We start from the raw sequence: 12,991 nt of genomic DNA on the forward strand, positions 1-12,991 counted from the left end.
CTACTGTGCAAGCTTGCACCACTTGCCTATGAGCGATCAGCGCTTCTCCATTGCTCGCGCGAGGACTCCGAGCGAAGTCTCGGCGGTTTCCGACTTGTTTCGCGCCTATGCCACCTCGCTCGATGTCGATCTCTGCTTTCAGGGATTTGCTGCGGAATTGGCGGCGATGCCAGGGAAATACGCCCCGCCCGCAGGCGAGTTGCTGCTCGCTCGGGATGCTGAGGGCAGGCCTATCGGCTGCGTCGGCCTTCGTCCCGTCGATTCTGAGGGATGCTGCGAGATGAAGCGCCTTTACGTGACACCGGAGGGCCGGGGCCTTGGCCTTGGCGAGCGGCTCGTGGGCATGATCCTCGGTGAAGCCAAGCGGATCGGCTACCGCGAGATCCGGCTCGATACCTTGCCTTCCATGACATCTGCCATCGCGCTTTACAGGAAGCTCGGCTTCGAGCCGATGGATGCCTATTACGATACGCCCGTCGCCGGCACGCTCTTCCTGCGTCGCGTTCTCGCATAGAGCCTGTCCTCGATAAAAAGCGCCTGAGTACCCATCTGAGAGAGATGAATCCTCCCTCTTTCGAAGACCTCTCCCGGCAGCTTCGGGCCTGCCGCATCTGCCGCGATGCGCCTCTCTTCGGACAGGCTTTGCCCCATGAGCCGCGCCCGATCATCCAGGGCAGTGCGAGCGCCCGCCTGTGCATCGCGAGCCAAGCGCCCGGAACCCGTGCCCATGCCAGCGGCATTCCGTTCGCGGATCGCTCGGGCAGCCGGTTGCGCGAATGGTTGGGGCTCGACGAGGCCAGCTTCTACGATGYCTCCAAGGTCGCCATCGTGCCGATGGGCTCCTGCTTTCCGGGGCAGGATGCCAAGGGCGGCGATCTGGGGCCTCGCCGGGAATGTGCGCAGACTTGGCGTCAGCCTTTGTTCGAGGCGCTGCCTGATCTCGAACTCGTTCTGCTGATCGGCCAATATGCCCAGGCCTGGCATCTCGCCGACGATTTTCGCGATGGCCTGACCCAGACCGTCAGGCGCTGGCGCGAGATCCTGAGCAATCCGCAAAAGCCGCGCATCCTGCCGCTGCCGCATCCCTCGTGGCGCAACAACGGCTGGCTTAAGACTAATTCCTGGTTCGAGGCGGAGCTTTTGCCGGTTCTGCGTTCCGAAATCCGCACTATGTTCAAGCGCGACGATTAGGAGCCCGAGGCATGAGCCTGACGACCCTGCGCTGCACCACCGACGGTCCGGTTGCGACGATCACCCTCGCGCGGCCCGACAAACTGAACGCGCTCAATGCCACCATGCATGCCGAGCTGCGCGAGACGCTMGATGCCTGCGAGCGGGACGAGGCGGTGCGCGTGGTCGTGCTCACCGGCGAGGGCCGCGCTTTCTCCTCTGGGCAGGACCTCACCGAGGACCTGCCGCGCGACGAACAGGGCCGCATTGATCTCGGGCCGCCGCTCGCCCGCGACTACAATCCCCTCATCCTCAAACTCGCGAATTATACCAAGCTTACCGTCGCGGCGCTGAACGGGCCTGCGGTCGGGGCGTCCATGAACATCGCGCTCGCCTGCGATATTGTTCTGGCAGCCCGCTCGGCCTTCCTGCGGGAGGCGTTCTCCAAAATCGCGCTGGTGCCCGATGCCGGCGGCACCTGGATTCTGCCGCGCCTCATCGGTCCCAAGCTTGYGCTGGCCCTCATGCTCACCGCCGATCCGGTTCCGGCGGAGGAGGCGAAAGCCATGGGGCTTATCTACAGGGTTTTCGACGACGAATCCTTCCCCGTGGATGTCGCTGCTTTCGCCGCCAAAATCGCGCAGGGGCCGGGATTAGCCTACCGCTTGACGAAGCAGGCCGTGGCGCAGAGCCTGACCAATTCTCTCGAAGCGCAGCTTGACCTGGAGGCGCAATATCAGCGAGAGGCTGGTTTCAGTCATGATTTCAAGGAGGGCGTCGCCGCCTTCCGCGAGAAGCGCGCCCCGCGCTTCGAAGGCCGCTGAGGAGAGCATTATGGGCCGTTACGGGATTCTCATCCTCGTCACCCTGTCCGTCGTGATCGGGCTCATCATGTCCAGCAATCCCGAATACGCGGCGCGGATGTCGGACGTCTCCCGAAACGTGGCCTTCACGGGCGAAACCCGCGAGATGGTGATCATGCTGCTGGCGCTGGGGATCGGGGCCTTCGTGGTCTACCTCACTGTGACCCGGCGATAGGTGAAGCCAAAGGTTCCGCTTTGTTCACGGGGCGTTCAACTCGTTCAACTTAAGCCTTGTTCTTCAATGCCCGCGTTTCGGGCCAAAATAGGTTCGCTGATCGTGTATCAACTGAAACGTGCTATCGTTTTCGCGGCCTTCGTTCTGGCCGCATTTGCCGGGTCGACATCTTACGCGTCCGCTCAACAACGCCTCGCCCTCGTGGTCGGTCAAAGCGCCTATGAGCGCAACCCGCTCGCCACGGCCGCCAACGATGCGGGCCTCATCGCCCAGACCCTGACGAGCGCAGGCTTCGAGGTGATCCAGGGCCGCGACCTCAACGCCACGGATCTCCGCCGCGTGGTGCGCGACTTCCTCGACAAGGCACAAGTTCTGGAGCAGGACTCCGCCGTCGTAGTCTATGTTTCCGGCTACGGCGTGCAGCTCGAAGGCGAGAATTATCTGCTACCGGTCGATGCGCGCATCCAGCGCGATGCCGATGTGCCGATTGAGGGCTTCCGCGTTTCCGATCTCGTCCGCTCCCTGCAGCAAACGCCGGCGCAAATCCGCATCGTGATCGGCGATATGGCGCGTGATTATCCGTTCCCGCCCGGCGGCGAGCCCATCGCCCGTGGCCTTGCCCTGACGGATCCGCCTTCCGGCTTCCTGATGGCGTTCTCCTCCGCGCCGAACATCACCGCGCAGGACGGGCAGGGGCCTTACGGCGCCTATGCCACCGCGCTCGTGGAGATGATCCGCCAGCCCGGCGTTCCAGTGGACGAGGCCTTCAACCGCGTTCGCCTGCGCACGCACGAGGCCACCAAGGGCCTTCAGACGCCGTGGCACGCGGCGAACCTCGGCAACACGCCTTTCGTCTTCTTCGAGCCGACGGAATCCGCCGCCGCACCGCTGGTGCGCGAGGTGCGCCGCATCGAGGACGTGCCCGCGGAAGAGGCCTACAGCATCGCCGTCGAGCACGACACGATCCAGGATTATCAGGCCTTCCTGCGCCGCTATCCCGATCATCCGCTCGCCAAGCGCGTTTCCGCACAGCTTGCCGCCCGCCGCGAGGCCATCGTCTGGCGCCGCACGGTGAGCCGTAACACGAGCGAAGCCTATTGGACCTATCTGCGCCGCTATCCCAACGGCCCGCACGCGACGGACAGCCGCCGCCGTCTCGTGCGCCTCTCGGCGCCGATCGCGCCGCCGCAAGTCTTCGAGGAAGTCGTTTACGACGACCTGCCGCCTCCGCTCCCGATGGTCGAAACCATCGAGGTCGTCGAGGTCGTGACGATCATCCATGACGCGCCGCCTCCGCCCCGCGCGCCGGTCTATCTGCTGCCGGATTACGAGGAGGACGTGGAGTTCGTCGAGATCATCCGCGAGCCGCCGCCGCCGCCGATCCTGGTGGGCGTACTGCCGATCCCAGCTCCGTTCCCGGTGCCGCGCTACGCCCGTCCGCCGCGTGAATATTACCAGCCGATTGCGCCCGTCACACCGCGCGGTGTGGTAGCCATCCCGGTCGCCCGTCCTCCGGTCTATGATGGAATGATGGATCGCCCCGGCGCTCCGCGTCCGCCGCGTGGCCAGCGCCCCGAGCCGGTTGTTCCGCGCCAGCCCGGTCTCGTGGCCGCGCCGCAGCCGATTCCGGTCGTGGCCCGCCCGGCGGAAGCACGCCCGGGTGTTCGCCCCGGCACGTTCGTGCCGCAGGTTCCGGCCCAGCCGCGCCTCCCGCAGCGCCCGATTCCACTCTCGGCCGAGAACGCCCCTCAGCGTCCAGGCCGCAGCGATGTCCAGCCGACCGGTCGCCCGACACCCGCAGCACCGGCTCCTGTTGCGCCAGGTAGCCCGCAGCGTCCGCAACCGGCCCGTCCCTCGGTCCTGCAGTCACCCTTCCAGTCGCCGCAAGGCATTGAGACGCCGGCTGCCCGCCCGCGCCCGTCTGCCGATGAGAACCGTCCCGCTCCCCGTCCGATGCGTCCGGGCGTTGGCGAGGGCCAGCCGGTGCCTCGCCCCGGGCGTCCATCCATGGACGAGAACCGGCCTGCGCCGCGCCCCATGCGCCCATCCGTCGAGGAAAGCCGCCCCGCGCCGCGTCCAGGTCGCCCCTTCGGTGACGAGAATAGGCCGGTCCCGCGTCCGATGCGGCCAGGGGTCGATGAGAATCGTGAGCGTCCCGCTCCCCGGTTCGAAGCGCCTCGTCCGATGCAGACGGCGCCTCAGATGAGGCCCGCACCGCAGCCGCGCGAGATGGCGCCGCGTCCAGATCGTGAGTTCGGCTCCCGGCCTGCGCCCCAGATCGAGAGGCCCGCACCGCCGCCCATGATGCGCCAGCCCGCGCCTCCCGCAGCCCGCCCGGCTCCTCCATCGCCCGCGCCGTCTATGACGTCGCAGGGATCGAGGCCGGGCCGGGGGGAGGGACAGCGCCCCGATTGTCGCCCTGGCCGCCCCTGTGCCGCCGAGCAGCGATAGCCAAAACGAAAGCGCCGGAGCTTCACGCTCCGGCGCTTTTCATTTGGGGAAGGCTTTAGAGCCCTGACTTACTTCTCCAGGCGTGCGATGAGGCTGGACGTATCCCAGCGGTTGCCGCCCATCTTCTGCACGTCGGCGTAGAACTGATCGATTAGCGCCGTCACCGGCACGCTGGCTCCGCTCTTGCGGGCCTCGGCCAGCACGATCGACAAGTCCTTGCGCATCCAATCCACGGCGAAGCCGAAATCGAACTTGCCCTGGTTCATGGTCCGGCCGCGGTTCTCCATCTGCCAGGAGCCGGCGGCGCCCTTGGAGATCACGTCCAGCACCGCCTCGATGTCGAGACCGGCCTTCTTGCCGAAATGAATGCCTTCCGCGAGGCCCTGGACGAGGCTGGCGATGCAGATCTGGTTGATCATCTTGGTCAACTGGCCCGAGCCCGTGCCGCCCATCAGGCGGCAGGCGCGCGCAAAGCTCATGATCACCGGCTCGGCCTTGGCATAGGGCTCGGCGTCGCCGCCGCACATGACGGTGAGCACGCCGTTCTCGGCGCCGGCCTGACCGCCCGAGACGGGCGCGTCGATGAAGGCGAAACCCTTCTCCGTGGCGGCGGCGTACAGCTCGCGGGCGACTTCGGCCGAGGCGGTGGTGTGATCGACGAAGATCGCGCCTTTCGCCATGCCCTCGAATGCGCCGTCGGGGCCGATGGTGATCTGGCGCAGGTCGTCGTCGTTGCCGACGCAGGCGAACACGATCTCCTGGCCTTGCGCCGCCTCACGGGGCGTCCTGGCGACCGTGCCGCCGTTCTCGGAGGCCCATTGCTCGGCCTTGGCCGCGGTGCGGTTATAAACCGTCACCTCGTGGCCCTTGGCCTTGAGATGCCGCGCCATGGGATAGCCCATCACGCCCAAACCCAGAAAMGCGACTCTCGCCATCGTATGCTCCCGTTTTCTCGTCCTCGTTTCTAGGAACAGGGCGGGCGGGGGTCAAACGACTCTATTTGATGTCGAAGGAAAAATATTTGGCGCGGAGCCGGTCATAGGTGCCGTCTGCCTTCACCTGGGCGATGGCGCGATTGAACCATTCGCGCAGATCCTCGTCCTCTTTCCGAAGACCGATGCCGTAGGATTCGCGGCGGTATGCGGGCTCGGCGGGAGCCTCGCCCAGCACACGGCAGCAATCGCCCTCGCGGCTCGCGAGAAACTTCGAGAGGAAGAGCTCGTCGCCGAACACCGCATCGATGCGGCCCACCAGCAGATCGAGATTGGCCTCTTCCGCCTTGGCGTAGAGCACGATCTCGGATTGCGTGTAATGCGCCTTGAGATAGGCCTCGTGATCGCCGCGCTCGGTGGTGCCGATCTTCCTTCCGGCGAGTGCTTTGGGCGTCACCTCGCCGGCAGGCGTTTCCTTGGAGGCGATGAACACGGCGGGGATGCGATAATACGGGTCGGAGAAGGCGATGCGCTTCTGGCGCTTCTCCGTGATCTCGAGCGAGGACATGACCGCATCGTATTCGCGATCGATCAAGCCCCGGATGATGCCGTCCCATTCATGCTGGACCAAAACACATTCGGCCCCCATGACGTCGCAGACGCTTTTCAGGAGATCGATCTCGAAGCCCTGAAGCTCGTTGGTCGATTGGTCGATGAAGTTGAAGGGCGGGTAGGCCCCTTCCATCGCGATGCGGATCGTGGGTTTGCGGATGGGCTCCGCATTCTGGGCCGATGCGGCGCCAAGCCCGAGAGCGATGGCGAGACTTGCGAGGATTGCGAGCTTTCGGCCCGATTGAAACGCGTTCACTGTTCTTCAGCCTGAGTGATCAGGATGGATATTCATCGAACGATTTTTATAGTCAATTGAAAGTCTTGGGACCGCCCGCGTCTCATGGCGCCGTCAGCCGCCGGTCATGCTCATATGGCGGGCGACGGCGGGGCGGGCATGACTGCGGTCGATGATGAAGTCGTGGCCCTTGGGCTTTCGCGCGATGGCATCCACGATGGCCTGTTCCAGGAGTGCATTGTCGGCGGAGGCGCGAACCGGCGCTCGGAGATCGGCGGCGTCTTCCTGGCCCAAGCACATGAAGAGCTGGCCCGTGCAGGTGAGACGGACGCGGTTGCAGCTTTCGCAGAAATTGTGCGTCATCGGCGTGATGAAGCCGAGCCGCCCTCCGGTTTCCTTCACGCGCACATAGCGGGCAGGACCGCCGGTGCGGTCGTCGAGGTCTTCCAGCGTATAGCGCGAGGCGAGGCGCGCCCTGACGAGCGAGAGCGGCAGATATTGGTCGATGCGCTGCTCCTCGATCTCGCCCAGCGGCATCACTTCGATCAGGGTCAGGTCCATGCCGCGCCCGTGCGACCATGTCATGAGACGTTCGATCTCGTCCTCGTTCACACCTTTCAGCGCGACAGCGTTGAGCTTGACCTTGAGGCCCGCATATTGGGCCGCGTCGAGCCCCTGCATCACTTTGGACAGGTCGCCCCAACGGGTGATCTGGCGGAACTTGTCCGGGTCGAGGGTATCGATGGACACATTGACCCGCTTCACGCCGCAGGCCGCAAGCTCGGCCGCGTGTTTGGCGAGCTGTGAGCCGTTGGTGGTGACGGTCAGTTCGTCGAGGACACCGGTTTCGAGATGGCGTGACAGGGAGCGGAACAGCGTCATGATGTCCCGCCGCACCAGCGGCTCGCCGCCGGTGATGCGCAGCTTGCGCACGCCCATGCCGACGAAGGCCGAGCAGATGCGGTCCAGCTCCTCCAGGCTCAGCAGATCGCGCTTGGGGAGGAACGCCATGTTCTCGGACATGCAGTACACGCAGCGGAAATCACAGCGATCCGTCACCGAGACACGCAAATACGTAATGGCGCGGGCGAAGGGATCCAGAAGAGCCTTGCCGGGCAGGGGCTGGTCGAGCCGAGTCATCGATCCCCGCATGAAAGGGCAGTCCTCATGGTGCTGTAAGCAAAGGTTTGCTTTAAACTTAGTGGCTGGCGGCCTGAGTTAAACCAGAAGCCCTATGAGATATCCAAGTCCATGACATTCAGTTCCATCACAGCCGAGCGCTGGCCTACCGAGATCCGACTGGCGAAAGACAGGCGCAGCCTGCGCGTGGCCTTCGATGACGGCGCCACGTTCGATCTGCCGGCGGAGTATCTGCGTGTGACGAGCCCCTCGGCCGAGGTACAGGGGCACAGCCCGGCGGAACGCAAGACCGTGGCCGGAAAGCGTGACGTGGAGATCATCGGCGTGGAGCCGGTCGGCAACTACGCGGTGAAGCTGGTCTTCGACGACCTGCACGATACCGGGATTTACGGATGGAATTATCTCCACGAACTCGGGGCAGGGTACGCGGAGAAGTGGCAGGCTTATCTCGATGAGCTTGGTGCGAAGGGCTTGTCGCGGGAGAGGCGGCGCTAAGAGCTTTCCGCATACTCTGACCTCATCCTGAGGGGTTTGGGGTGGGGCAGAAAACAAAAAAATGGCCGGGACGAGCCCGGCCATGACGCAGTTTTTACTTGAAAGATGAGCCTCAGCTCAGCGCTGCACGACCACGCGCGCGCCGACCTTGGCGCGGTTGTAGAGGTCGGTCACATCCTCGTTGGTCATGCGGATGCAGCCGGAGGAGACAGCCTCGCCGATTGTCTCGGGCTCGTTGGAGCCGTGGATGCGATAGATCGTGCTGCCGATGTAGAGGGCGCGGGCGCCGAGCGGATTCTCGGGGCCGCCCTTCATGTAGCGCGGCAGGTCGGGACGGCGCTTGAGCATCTCCGCCGGCGGGCGCCAATCCGGCCATTCGCGCTTCATAGTGACGGAGTGGGCACCGCCCCAGGTGAAGCCGGGACGGCCCACGCCAACGCCGTACTGGACGGCCTGGCCGTTGCCGAGCACGAACCACAGGCGGCGCTCGCTCGTCGACACGACGATGGTGCCGGGAGCATGGCGGCCTGCATAAGTGACGATCTGGCGCTGAACGGGGGACGCCTGCGCCTTCGATTGGTCTTCGGTGCTGTAAAGGGGCTGGCGGGTGAGAGGATCGATTGCAGTGAATGCCGCAGCCGGAGTCGCTAGGGCGACGAAGCCACAGGCAAGTCCGGTGAGGGTAGCGCTTGTGCGTCCCATAATGGCCTCGAAATGAACACGTTTGGTGACAGGGTGTGCGAGAGCTAAACGCTTATTGCCGCGTTTCGGATCCAGTGCTTATCAGGGTTTTGCACCATTATCCTAGTGCGTCTCCGCCACGTTTTCGCCGCTTCGTAACCGATTGGTTAAAGCCAAGGCGCCACATTCGGGTTTTGCGAAAATCTTAAGGAGGAACCGGCTTCTTCCGCTTGACGCGCAGGGCCGGAGGCCATTAGAAGGCCTTTGTCAGGGCGCGTAGCTCAGCGGGAGAGCATTCGCTTCACACGCGAAGGGTCACAGGTTCAATCCCTGTCGCGCCCACCATTCCTTCCTGACAGACAAGCTTCACAATGTCGTGTTCGCGCCAAGCGAATGCGCAATTTTTCACGCGGCGAGCGGCTTCAACAGTGCTTTGACCGCGCCGAACAGCTTGTCGAAATGGTCGATCACCACATCCGGTCCAAGTTCCTGCACCGGCACGTCCGTATAGCCGAAGGGCACCGCCACGACGGGAATGCCTGCGTTCTGAGCGGTCACGATGTCGGTGCGGGAATCGCCCACCATGATGGCCCGGCGCGGATCGCCTCCCGCGCGCTCGATGGTCAGCATCAGATGGCGCGGATCGGGCTTGAAGTAGGGGAAGGTATCGCGCCCGCAATTGGCCGCGAAGCGATGGCCGATCCCGAGCTCGTCCAGCACCTTGATGGAATGCTCCTCCATCTTGTTCGTGCACACGGCCAGGATGAAGCCTGCGGCCTCCAGCCGATCGAGGGCCTCCGCGACACCCGGAAACAGCGTGGTCTCGACGCAGATGTTCTCGCCGTAATGCACCATGAACTGCTTGAAGAGCTCGTCGAGATAGGCCGGGGTGAGTTCCTTGCCCGCCGCCTCGAAGCCGCGCTGGAGCAGCGCCTTGGCGCCGGCGCCGATCATGTCGCGGGCCTGCGCGAGGGGGACGGGCAACAGGCCCTCCTGTTTCAGGATGACATTCAGGGTTCCCACGAGGTCGCCAGCCGTATCGGCCAGGGTGCCATCGAGATCGAAGACGGCGATGGGCGGGGCGCGGTGCTGGGTGTGAATGGCCATGAAGGTCGGTTACCTGCGTAGGGCAAGGGAATCAATCGCGGGGATGATATGGTGCGGTTGGTTGATTCGTTCTTACCGTATGGAGTTTTGAATGCGGTTCTTTGGTTCCGCGGCGTTGGTGTCGACGGTTCTGGCCTTGGGCATGCCGGGCGCTGCCTTGGCTGCTTCCTATGATTTCGTGCCCGCACCCCAGACCGATCTTAACAGGATTTATAGGATCGATCGGATCACGGGCGAGGTCAGTTCCTGCCAGTATGGACTACAGGAAGGCACAATTGGGGTGACCCTGTGCTTCAGCGCCGGTGAAGGGGCGGGAGCCCAGGTTCCCGGCGAGTACGGCCTCGTCGCTTCCAAGCACGAGCGCGAAGGCGGCGTCTTCAGGGTCAATTTCCGCACGGGCGAGATGAGCATCTGCTACGTCTTCGACGAGCGGGTGGTCTGCACCCCTCAGACGAGGCCCTCTCCGGCGGCTTCCAGCATGGTTCCTTCGGCGTCCACGCCCAGCGTCAGCCCCGGTACGGGTGCCTCGCCGCAGCGTCCCTAAGTCTTATTGCCCTTACGTCACTGCCGGAGCAGTGATGAAATCATCTTTCTTTTCAACAGTCTCGCGTGCTAGAGGCGGGCCGTCAGGCTCCGGCAGAGCGGGGCGACATTGTCAGAGGTCCTCAGTGAGCGACAATCTCAAGCGTGCGGCGGCCGAGCGGGCCGCCGAACTCGTTACCGACGGCATGCGGCTGGGGCTCGGCACCGGCTCGACGGCGGCCCATTTCGTGGCCGTCATCGGTGAGCGCGTGCGGGGTGGACTGAAGGTCGTCGGTGTGCCGACGTCCGAGGCGACGCGCGAGCAGGCTCAGCGTGAGGGCATTCCTCTGGCGACCCTGGACGAGATGCCCGAACTCGACCTGACCGTGGACGGCGCCGACGAGCTCGACGACGATCTGCGTCTGGTCAAGGGCGGCGGCGGGGCTCTTCTGCGTGAGAAGATCGTCGCTTCGGCGAGCGCGCGCATGGTGGTCATTGCGGACGGGTCCAAGCGGGTGGCGAAGCTCGGCAAGTTTCCGCTGCCGATCGAGGTGGTGTCATTCGGCCTCACTGCGACCGAGCGTGCCATCGCCAAGCTTTTCGACAGCCTGAGCATGGAAGGCGAGCTGCGCCTTCGGCGGGCTGCGGACGGCGCTCCTTATGTCACGGACGGCGGACACTTCATTCTCGATGCGCATCTGGGCCGCATCGAGAAGCCGAACGTGCTCGCCTCGACGCTCAACAACATCCCCGGTGTTGTGGAGCATGGTCTCTTTATCGGCCTCGCCTCCGGCGCGATCCTCGCGACCGGGGAGGGGCTTGTCGAACTCGGTCATCTCTAAGACCGAAAGCATCGGACCCAAAAGTGGACTTGCACTTTTGGGACCCATCCGATGCTTCCTTCTTAAAACGAGAGCATCGTATGGCCGGAAAACCGGATCCACTTTTCCGTACGATGCTCTAAAGCCTTCACGATTGGAGTCACTTCTATGATCCGTTCCGTTTCCCGCATGGCCGCGACCTCCGTCGCATTGTTCATGCTCGCAAGCCCCGTCTTCGCCCAGCAGCCGGCCCAGCCGAGCGCCAGCCATCTGGCTGTCGCCCGCGAGGTCGCCATCAGCTCCGGCATGACCGGCGCTTTTGACGCCATGACCGGCCCGCTGCTCAACCGTCTCCAGCAGATGAACGTGACCCGTCCCGAGATCGCCGCCGATCTCACCAAGGTCGTGGAGATCATCCGCCCCGAGGTGGAGGCGAAGAAGCAGGAGATGATCGACAGCACGGCGCGCGTCTTCACGACCCGCATGACCGAGGCCGAGCTGAAGGAGGTGGCAACCTTCTACAAGTCGGCGGTCGGCCAGAAATACGTGCAGATCCAGCCCGGCGTCCTGGACGACGTGGTCCGCGATCTTTCCATCTGGTCCCAGAAGACCTCGGAGTTCATCATGATCCGCGCCCGCGAGGAAATGGGCAAGCTCGGTCACCAGCTGAACTGATCGGCGAAAAGTCTCATCACAAGGATCAAGCCCGGTTCGCCGGGCTTTTTCTTTGGGAGTATCGCCCTCGTCCCGATGAAGCGCGGCGTTAGCCTTCCTTTTGCGGCTGCGATCTTGGAGGTGGCTATGAGCGAAGACTGGGCTGTTGACGTCAGGAAATACGCCCCGAATGCCGACGACAAGGCCATCGCGGGCATCGTGAGATATTTGGGCATCGCCCTACAGAACAGGGACTCGGCCCTGGTGTCCTTTTCCGACCGGGAGGAACTGGCCCGCGTGCGCGACAGCTTCCTGAAGAAGAAGCTGGGTCTCACGGCCTCAGATGCCGAACTGGACAAGGCCATCGCCGCCGTCGGCGAAAAGCTGAAAAGCGACCGGAGCAAGAACCGGGTCACCGTGTATTACCTGCTCGCGGAGCAGTTCGGGAAATTGTCTGCATTTGGTTAGTGCGAGGCCGGCCAAGCACCGACACCCTCCCACGTCATCACCGGCCTTGTGCCGGTGATCCATGCCTTCGTTTCCCATTCTCTGTCCTCATCCTGAGAATCAAAAAAGGCCCGGGAAACCGGGCCTTTTCTTTTCGTCTGATACCTTAGTCCTCAGTCGCCTTGAACCGTCCCAGCCCTTTCATCACGAAGGGGGCGACGAGGGCGATGACGGCGATGGCGAGCAGGCTTGCGGAGATCGGGCTCTGCAGCAGCACCATCGGATCGCCGAGGCTGATCGAGAGCGCGCGGCGCAGCTGGCTTTCTGCCACCGGCCCCAGGATCAGGCCGACGACCACCGGCGCGATTGGGAAGTCGAAGCGGCGCATCAGGAAGCCGAGAACGCCGAAGCCCGCGAGCATCATGAGCTCGACCGGCGAGGGATTCGCCGCGATGGTGCCCATGGTCGCGAAGACCATGATGCCCGCATAGAGCCAGGGCTGCGGGATCGCCAGCAGGCGCACCCACAGGCCGACGAGAGGCAGGTTCAGCACCAGCAGCATGGTGTTGGCGATGAACAGGCTGGCGATGAGACCCCAGACCAGATCCGGCTTCTCCGCGAAGAGCAGGGGGCCGGGGTTGAGGCCGTATTGCTGGAAGCCCGCGAGCATCATCGCCGCCGTGGCC

16 protein-coding genes and 1 tRNA gene are annotated in these 12,991 nt (G+C 64.1%); 11 read left to right on the forward strand and 6 right to left on the reverse strand.

From position 1 onward, the window contains the following. Positions 1–28 precede the first annotated feature (28 nt). The 5 genes from ACXJKO_RS17020 (at position 29) to ACXJKO_RS17040 (ending at position 4,659) form a co-directional block, all read left to right on the forward strand. A complete protein-coding gene (locus tag ACXJKO_RS17020) occupies positions 29–514 on the forward strand; it encodes a GNAT family N-acetyltransferase (protein WP_457092276.1) in 486 nt (161 codons plus the stop codon). A gap of 44 nt (positions 515–558) precedes the next feature. Next, on the forward strand, positions 559–1,191 hold the full coding sequence (locus ACXJKO_RS17025; RefSeq protein WP_457092277.1) for a uracil-DNA glycosylase family protein: 633 nt from the start codon (positions 559–561) through the stop codon (positions 1,189–1,191). A gap of 11 nt (positions 1,192–1,202) precedes the next feature. Continuing rightward, positions 1,203–1,994, forward strand: a complete 792-nt coding sequence (locus ACXJKO_RS17030) for an enoyl-CoA hydratase-related protein (RefSeq protein WP_457092278.1) — start codon at positions 1,203–1,205, stop codon at positions 1,992–1,994. A gap of 10 nt (positions 1,995–2,004) precedes the next feature. After that, positions 2,005–2,208, forward strand: a complete 204-nt coding sequence (locus ACXJKO_RS17035) for a hypothetical protein (protein ID WP_457092279.1) — start codon at positions 2,005–2,007, stop codon at positions 2,206–2,208. Between the two features lie 102 nt (positions 2,209–2,310). Next, on the forward strand, positions 2,311–4,659 hold the full coding sequence (locus tag ACXJKO_RS17040) for a caspase family protein (RefSeq protein WP_457092280.1): 2,349 nt from the start codon (positions 2,311–2,313) through the stop codon (positions 4,657–4,659). A 68-nt stretch (positions 4,660–4,727) separates the two neighbouring features. Here the strand turns inward: ACXJKO_RS17040 and ACXJKO_RS17045 are convergent, their stop codons facing one another. The 3 genes from ACXJKO_RS17045 to moaA form a co-directional block, all read right to left on the reverse strand. Continuing rightward, positions 4,728–5,633 (reverse strand): NAD(P)-dependent oxidoreductase, encoded by a 906-nt coding sequence (locus ACXJKO_RS17045; RefSeq protein WP_457092291.1) that lies wholly within the window; start codon positions 5,631–5,633, stop codon positions 4,728–4,730. Between the two features lie 22 nt (positions 5,634–5,655). Next, the gene (locus tag ACXJKO_RS17050) at positions 5,656–6,459 is read right to left on the reverse strand and encodes a transporter substrate-binding domain-containing protein (RefSeq protein WP_457092281.1); all 804 of its coding nucleotides are present in this window, start codon (positions 6,457–6,459) and stop codon (positions 5,656–5,658) included. Positions 6,460–6,552: 93 nt separating this feature from the next. Further along, positions 6,553–7,578 carry a GTP 3',8-cyclase MoaA gene (gene moaA, locus ACXJKO_RS17055; RefSeq protein WP_457092282.1) on the reverse strand — a complete coding sequence of 342 codons (1,026 nt, stop codon included), beginning with the start codon at positions 7,576–7,578 and terminating at the stop codon, positions 6,553–6,555. 111 nt (positions 7,579–7,689) lie between these two features. Here moaA and ACXJKO_RS17060 point away from each other — a divergent pair, with 111 nt between their 5' ends. Beyond that, a complete protein-coding gene (locus ACXJKO_RS17060) occupies positions 7,690–8,073 on the forward strand; it encodes a gamma-butyrobetaine hydroxylase-like domain-containing protein (RefSeq protein WP_457092283.1) in 384 nt (127 codons plus the stop codon). 117 nt (positions 8,074–8,190) lie between these two features. On the opposite strand, the gene ACXJKO_RS17065 is transcribed toward ACXJKO_RS17060, so the two are convergent. Further along, positions 8,191–8,775, reverse strand: a complete 585-nt coding sequence (locus ACXJKO_RS17065) for a L,D-transpeptidase (protein WP_457092284.1) — start codon at positions 8,773–8,775, stop codon at positions 8,191–8,193. A gap of 249 nt (positions 8,776–9,024) precedes the next feature. Here ACXJKO_RS17065 and ACXJKO_RS17070 point away from each other — a divergent pair. Beyond that, positions 9,025–9,099 (forward strand) — tRNA-Val (locus ACXJKO_RS17070). Positions 9,100–9,159: 60 nt separating this feature from the next. Here ACXJKO_RS17070 and ACXJKO_RS17075 read toward each other — a convergent pair. Next, positions 9,160–9,861, reverse strand: coding sequence for an HAD family hydrolase (locus ACXJKO_RS17075; RefSeq protein ID WP_457092285.1), 702 nt, complete (start codon positions 9,859–9,861; stop codon positions 9,160–9,162). A 91-nt stretch (positions 9,862–9,952) separates the two neighbouring features. Between ACXJKO_RS17075 and ACXJKO_RS17080 the strand changes: the two genes are divergently transcribed. The 4 genes from ACXJKO_RS17080 (at position 9,953) to ACXJKO_RS17095 (ending at position 12,326) form a co-directional block, all read left to right on the forward strand. Next, entirely contained in the window at positions 9,953–10,405 is a 453-nt protein-coding gene (locus tag ACXJKO_RS17080) for a hypothetical protein (RefSeq protein WP_457092286.1), read from the forward strand. A 124-nt stretch (positions 10,406–10,529) separates the two neighbouring features. Beyond that, positions 10,530–11,225 (forward strand): ribose-5-phosphate isomerase RpiA, encoded by a 696-nt coding sequence (gene rpiA, locus ACXJKO_RS17085; protein ID WP_457092287.1) that lies wholly within the window; start codon positions 10,530–10,532, stop codon positions 11,223–11,225. A gap of 147 nt (positions 11,226–11,372) precedes the next feature. After that, a complete protein-coding gene (locus ACXJKO_RS17090; protein ID WP_457092288.1) occupies positions 11,373–11,879 on the forward strand; it encodes a DUF2059 domain-containing protein in 507 nt (168 codons plus the stop codon). Positions 11,880–12,005: 126 nt separating this feature from the next. Continuing rightward, on the forward strand, positions 12,006–12,326 hold the full coding sequence (locus ACXJKO_RS17095) for a DUF2853 family protein (protein WP_457092289.1): 321 nt from the start codon (positions 12,006–12,008) through the stop codon (positions 12,324–12,326). 145 nt (positions 12,327–12,471) lie between these two features. On the opposite strand, the gene ACXJKO_RS17100 is transcribed toward ACXJKO_RS17095, so the two are convergent. Continuing rightward, positions 12,472–12,991: tripartite tricarboxylate transporter permease (locus ACXJKO_RS17100; RefSeq protein ID WP_457092290.1), on the reverse strand; the 520-nt coding region annotated here is incomplete at its 5' end.

It is taken from the genome of Microvirga sp. P5_D2 (genome assembly GCF_054049475.1).

What these genes read in the sequence shown, in the direction of transcription:
- ACXJKO_RS17020 (WP_457092276.1), top strand. Translation starts at nt 29, where the DNA reads ATGAGCGATCAGCGCTTCTCCATTGCTCGCGCGAGGACTCCGAGCGAA.
- ACXJKO_RS17035 (WP_457092279.1), top strand. Translation starts at nt 2,005, where the DNA reads ATGGGCCGTTACGGGATTCTCATCCTCGTCACCCTGTCCGTCGTGATC.
- moaA (WP_457092282.1), bottom strand. Translation starts at nt 7,578, where the DNA reads ATGACTCGGCTCGACCAGCCCCTGCCCGGCAAGGCTCTTCTGGATCCC.
- ACXJKO_RS17060 (WP_457092283.1), top strand. Translation starts at nt 7,690, where the DNA reads ATGACATTCAGTTCCATCACAGCCGAGCGCTGGCCTACCGAGATCCGA.
- ACXJKO_RS17065 (WP_457092284.1), bottom strand. Translation starts at nt 8,775, where the DNA reads ATGGGACGCACAAGCGCTACCCTCACCGGACTTGCCTGTGGCTTCGTC.
- ACXJKO_RS17075 (WP_457092285.1), bottom strand. Translation starts at nt 9,861, where the DNA reads ATGGCCATTCACACCCAGCACCGCGCCCCGCCCATCGCCGTCTTCGAT.
- ACXJKO_RS17080 (WP_457092286.1), top strand. Translation starts at nt 9,953, where the DNA reads ATGCGGTTCTTTGGTTCCGCGGCGTTGGTGTCGACGGTTCTGGCCTTG.
- ACXJKO_RS17090 (WP_457092288.1), top strand. Translation starts at nt 11,373, where the DNA reads ATGATCCGTTCCGTTTCCCGCATGGCCGCGACCTCCGTCGCATTGTTC.
- ACXJKO_RS17095 (WP_457092289.1), top strand. Translation starts at nt 12,006, where the DNA reads ATGAGCGAAGACTGGGCTGTTGACGTCAGGAAATACGCCCCGAATGCC.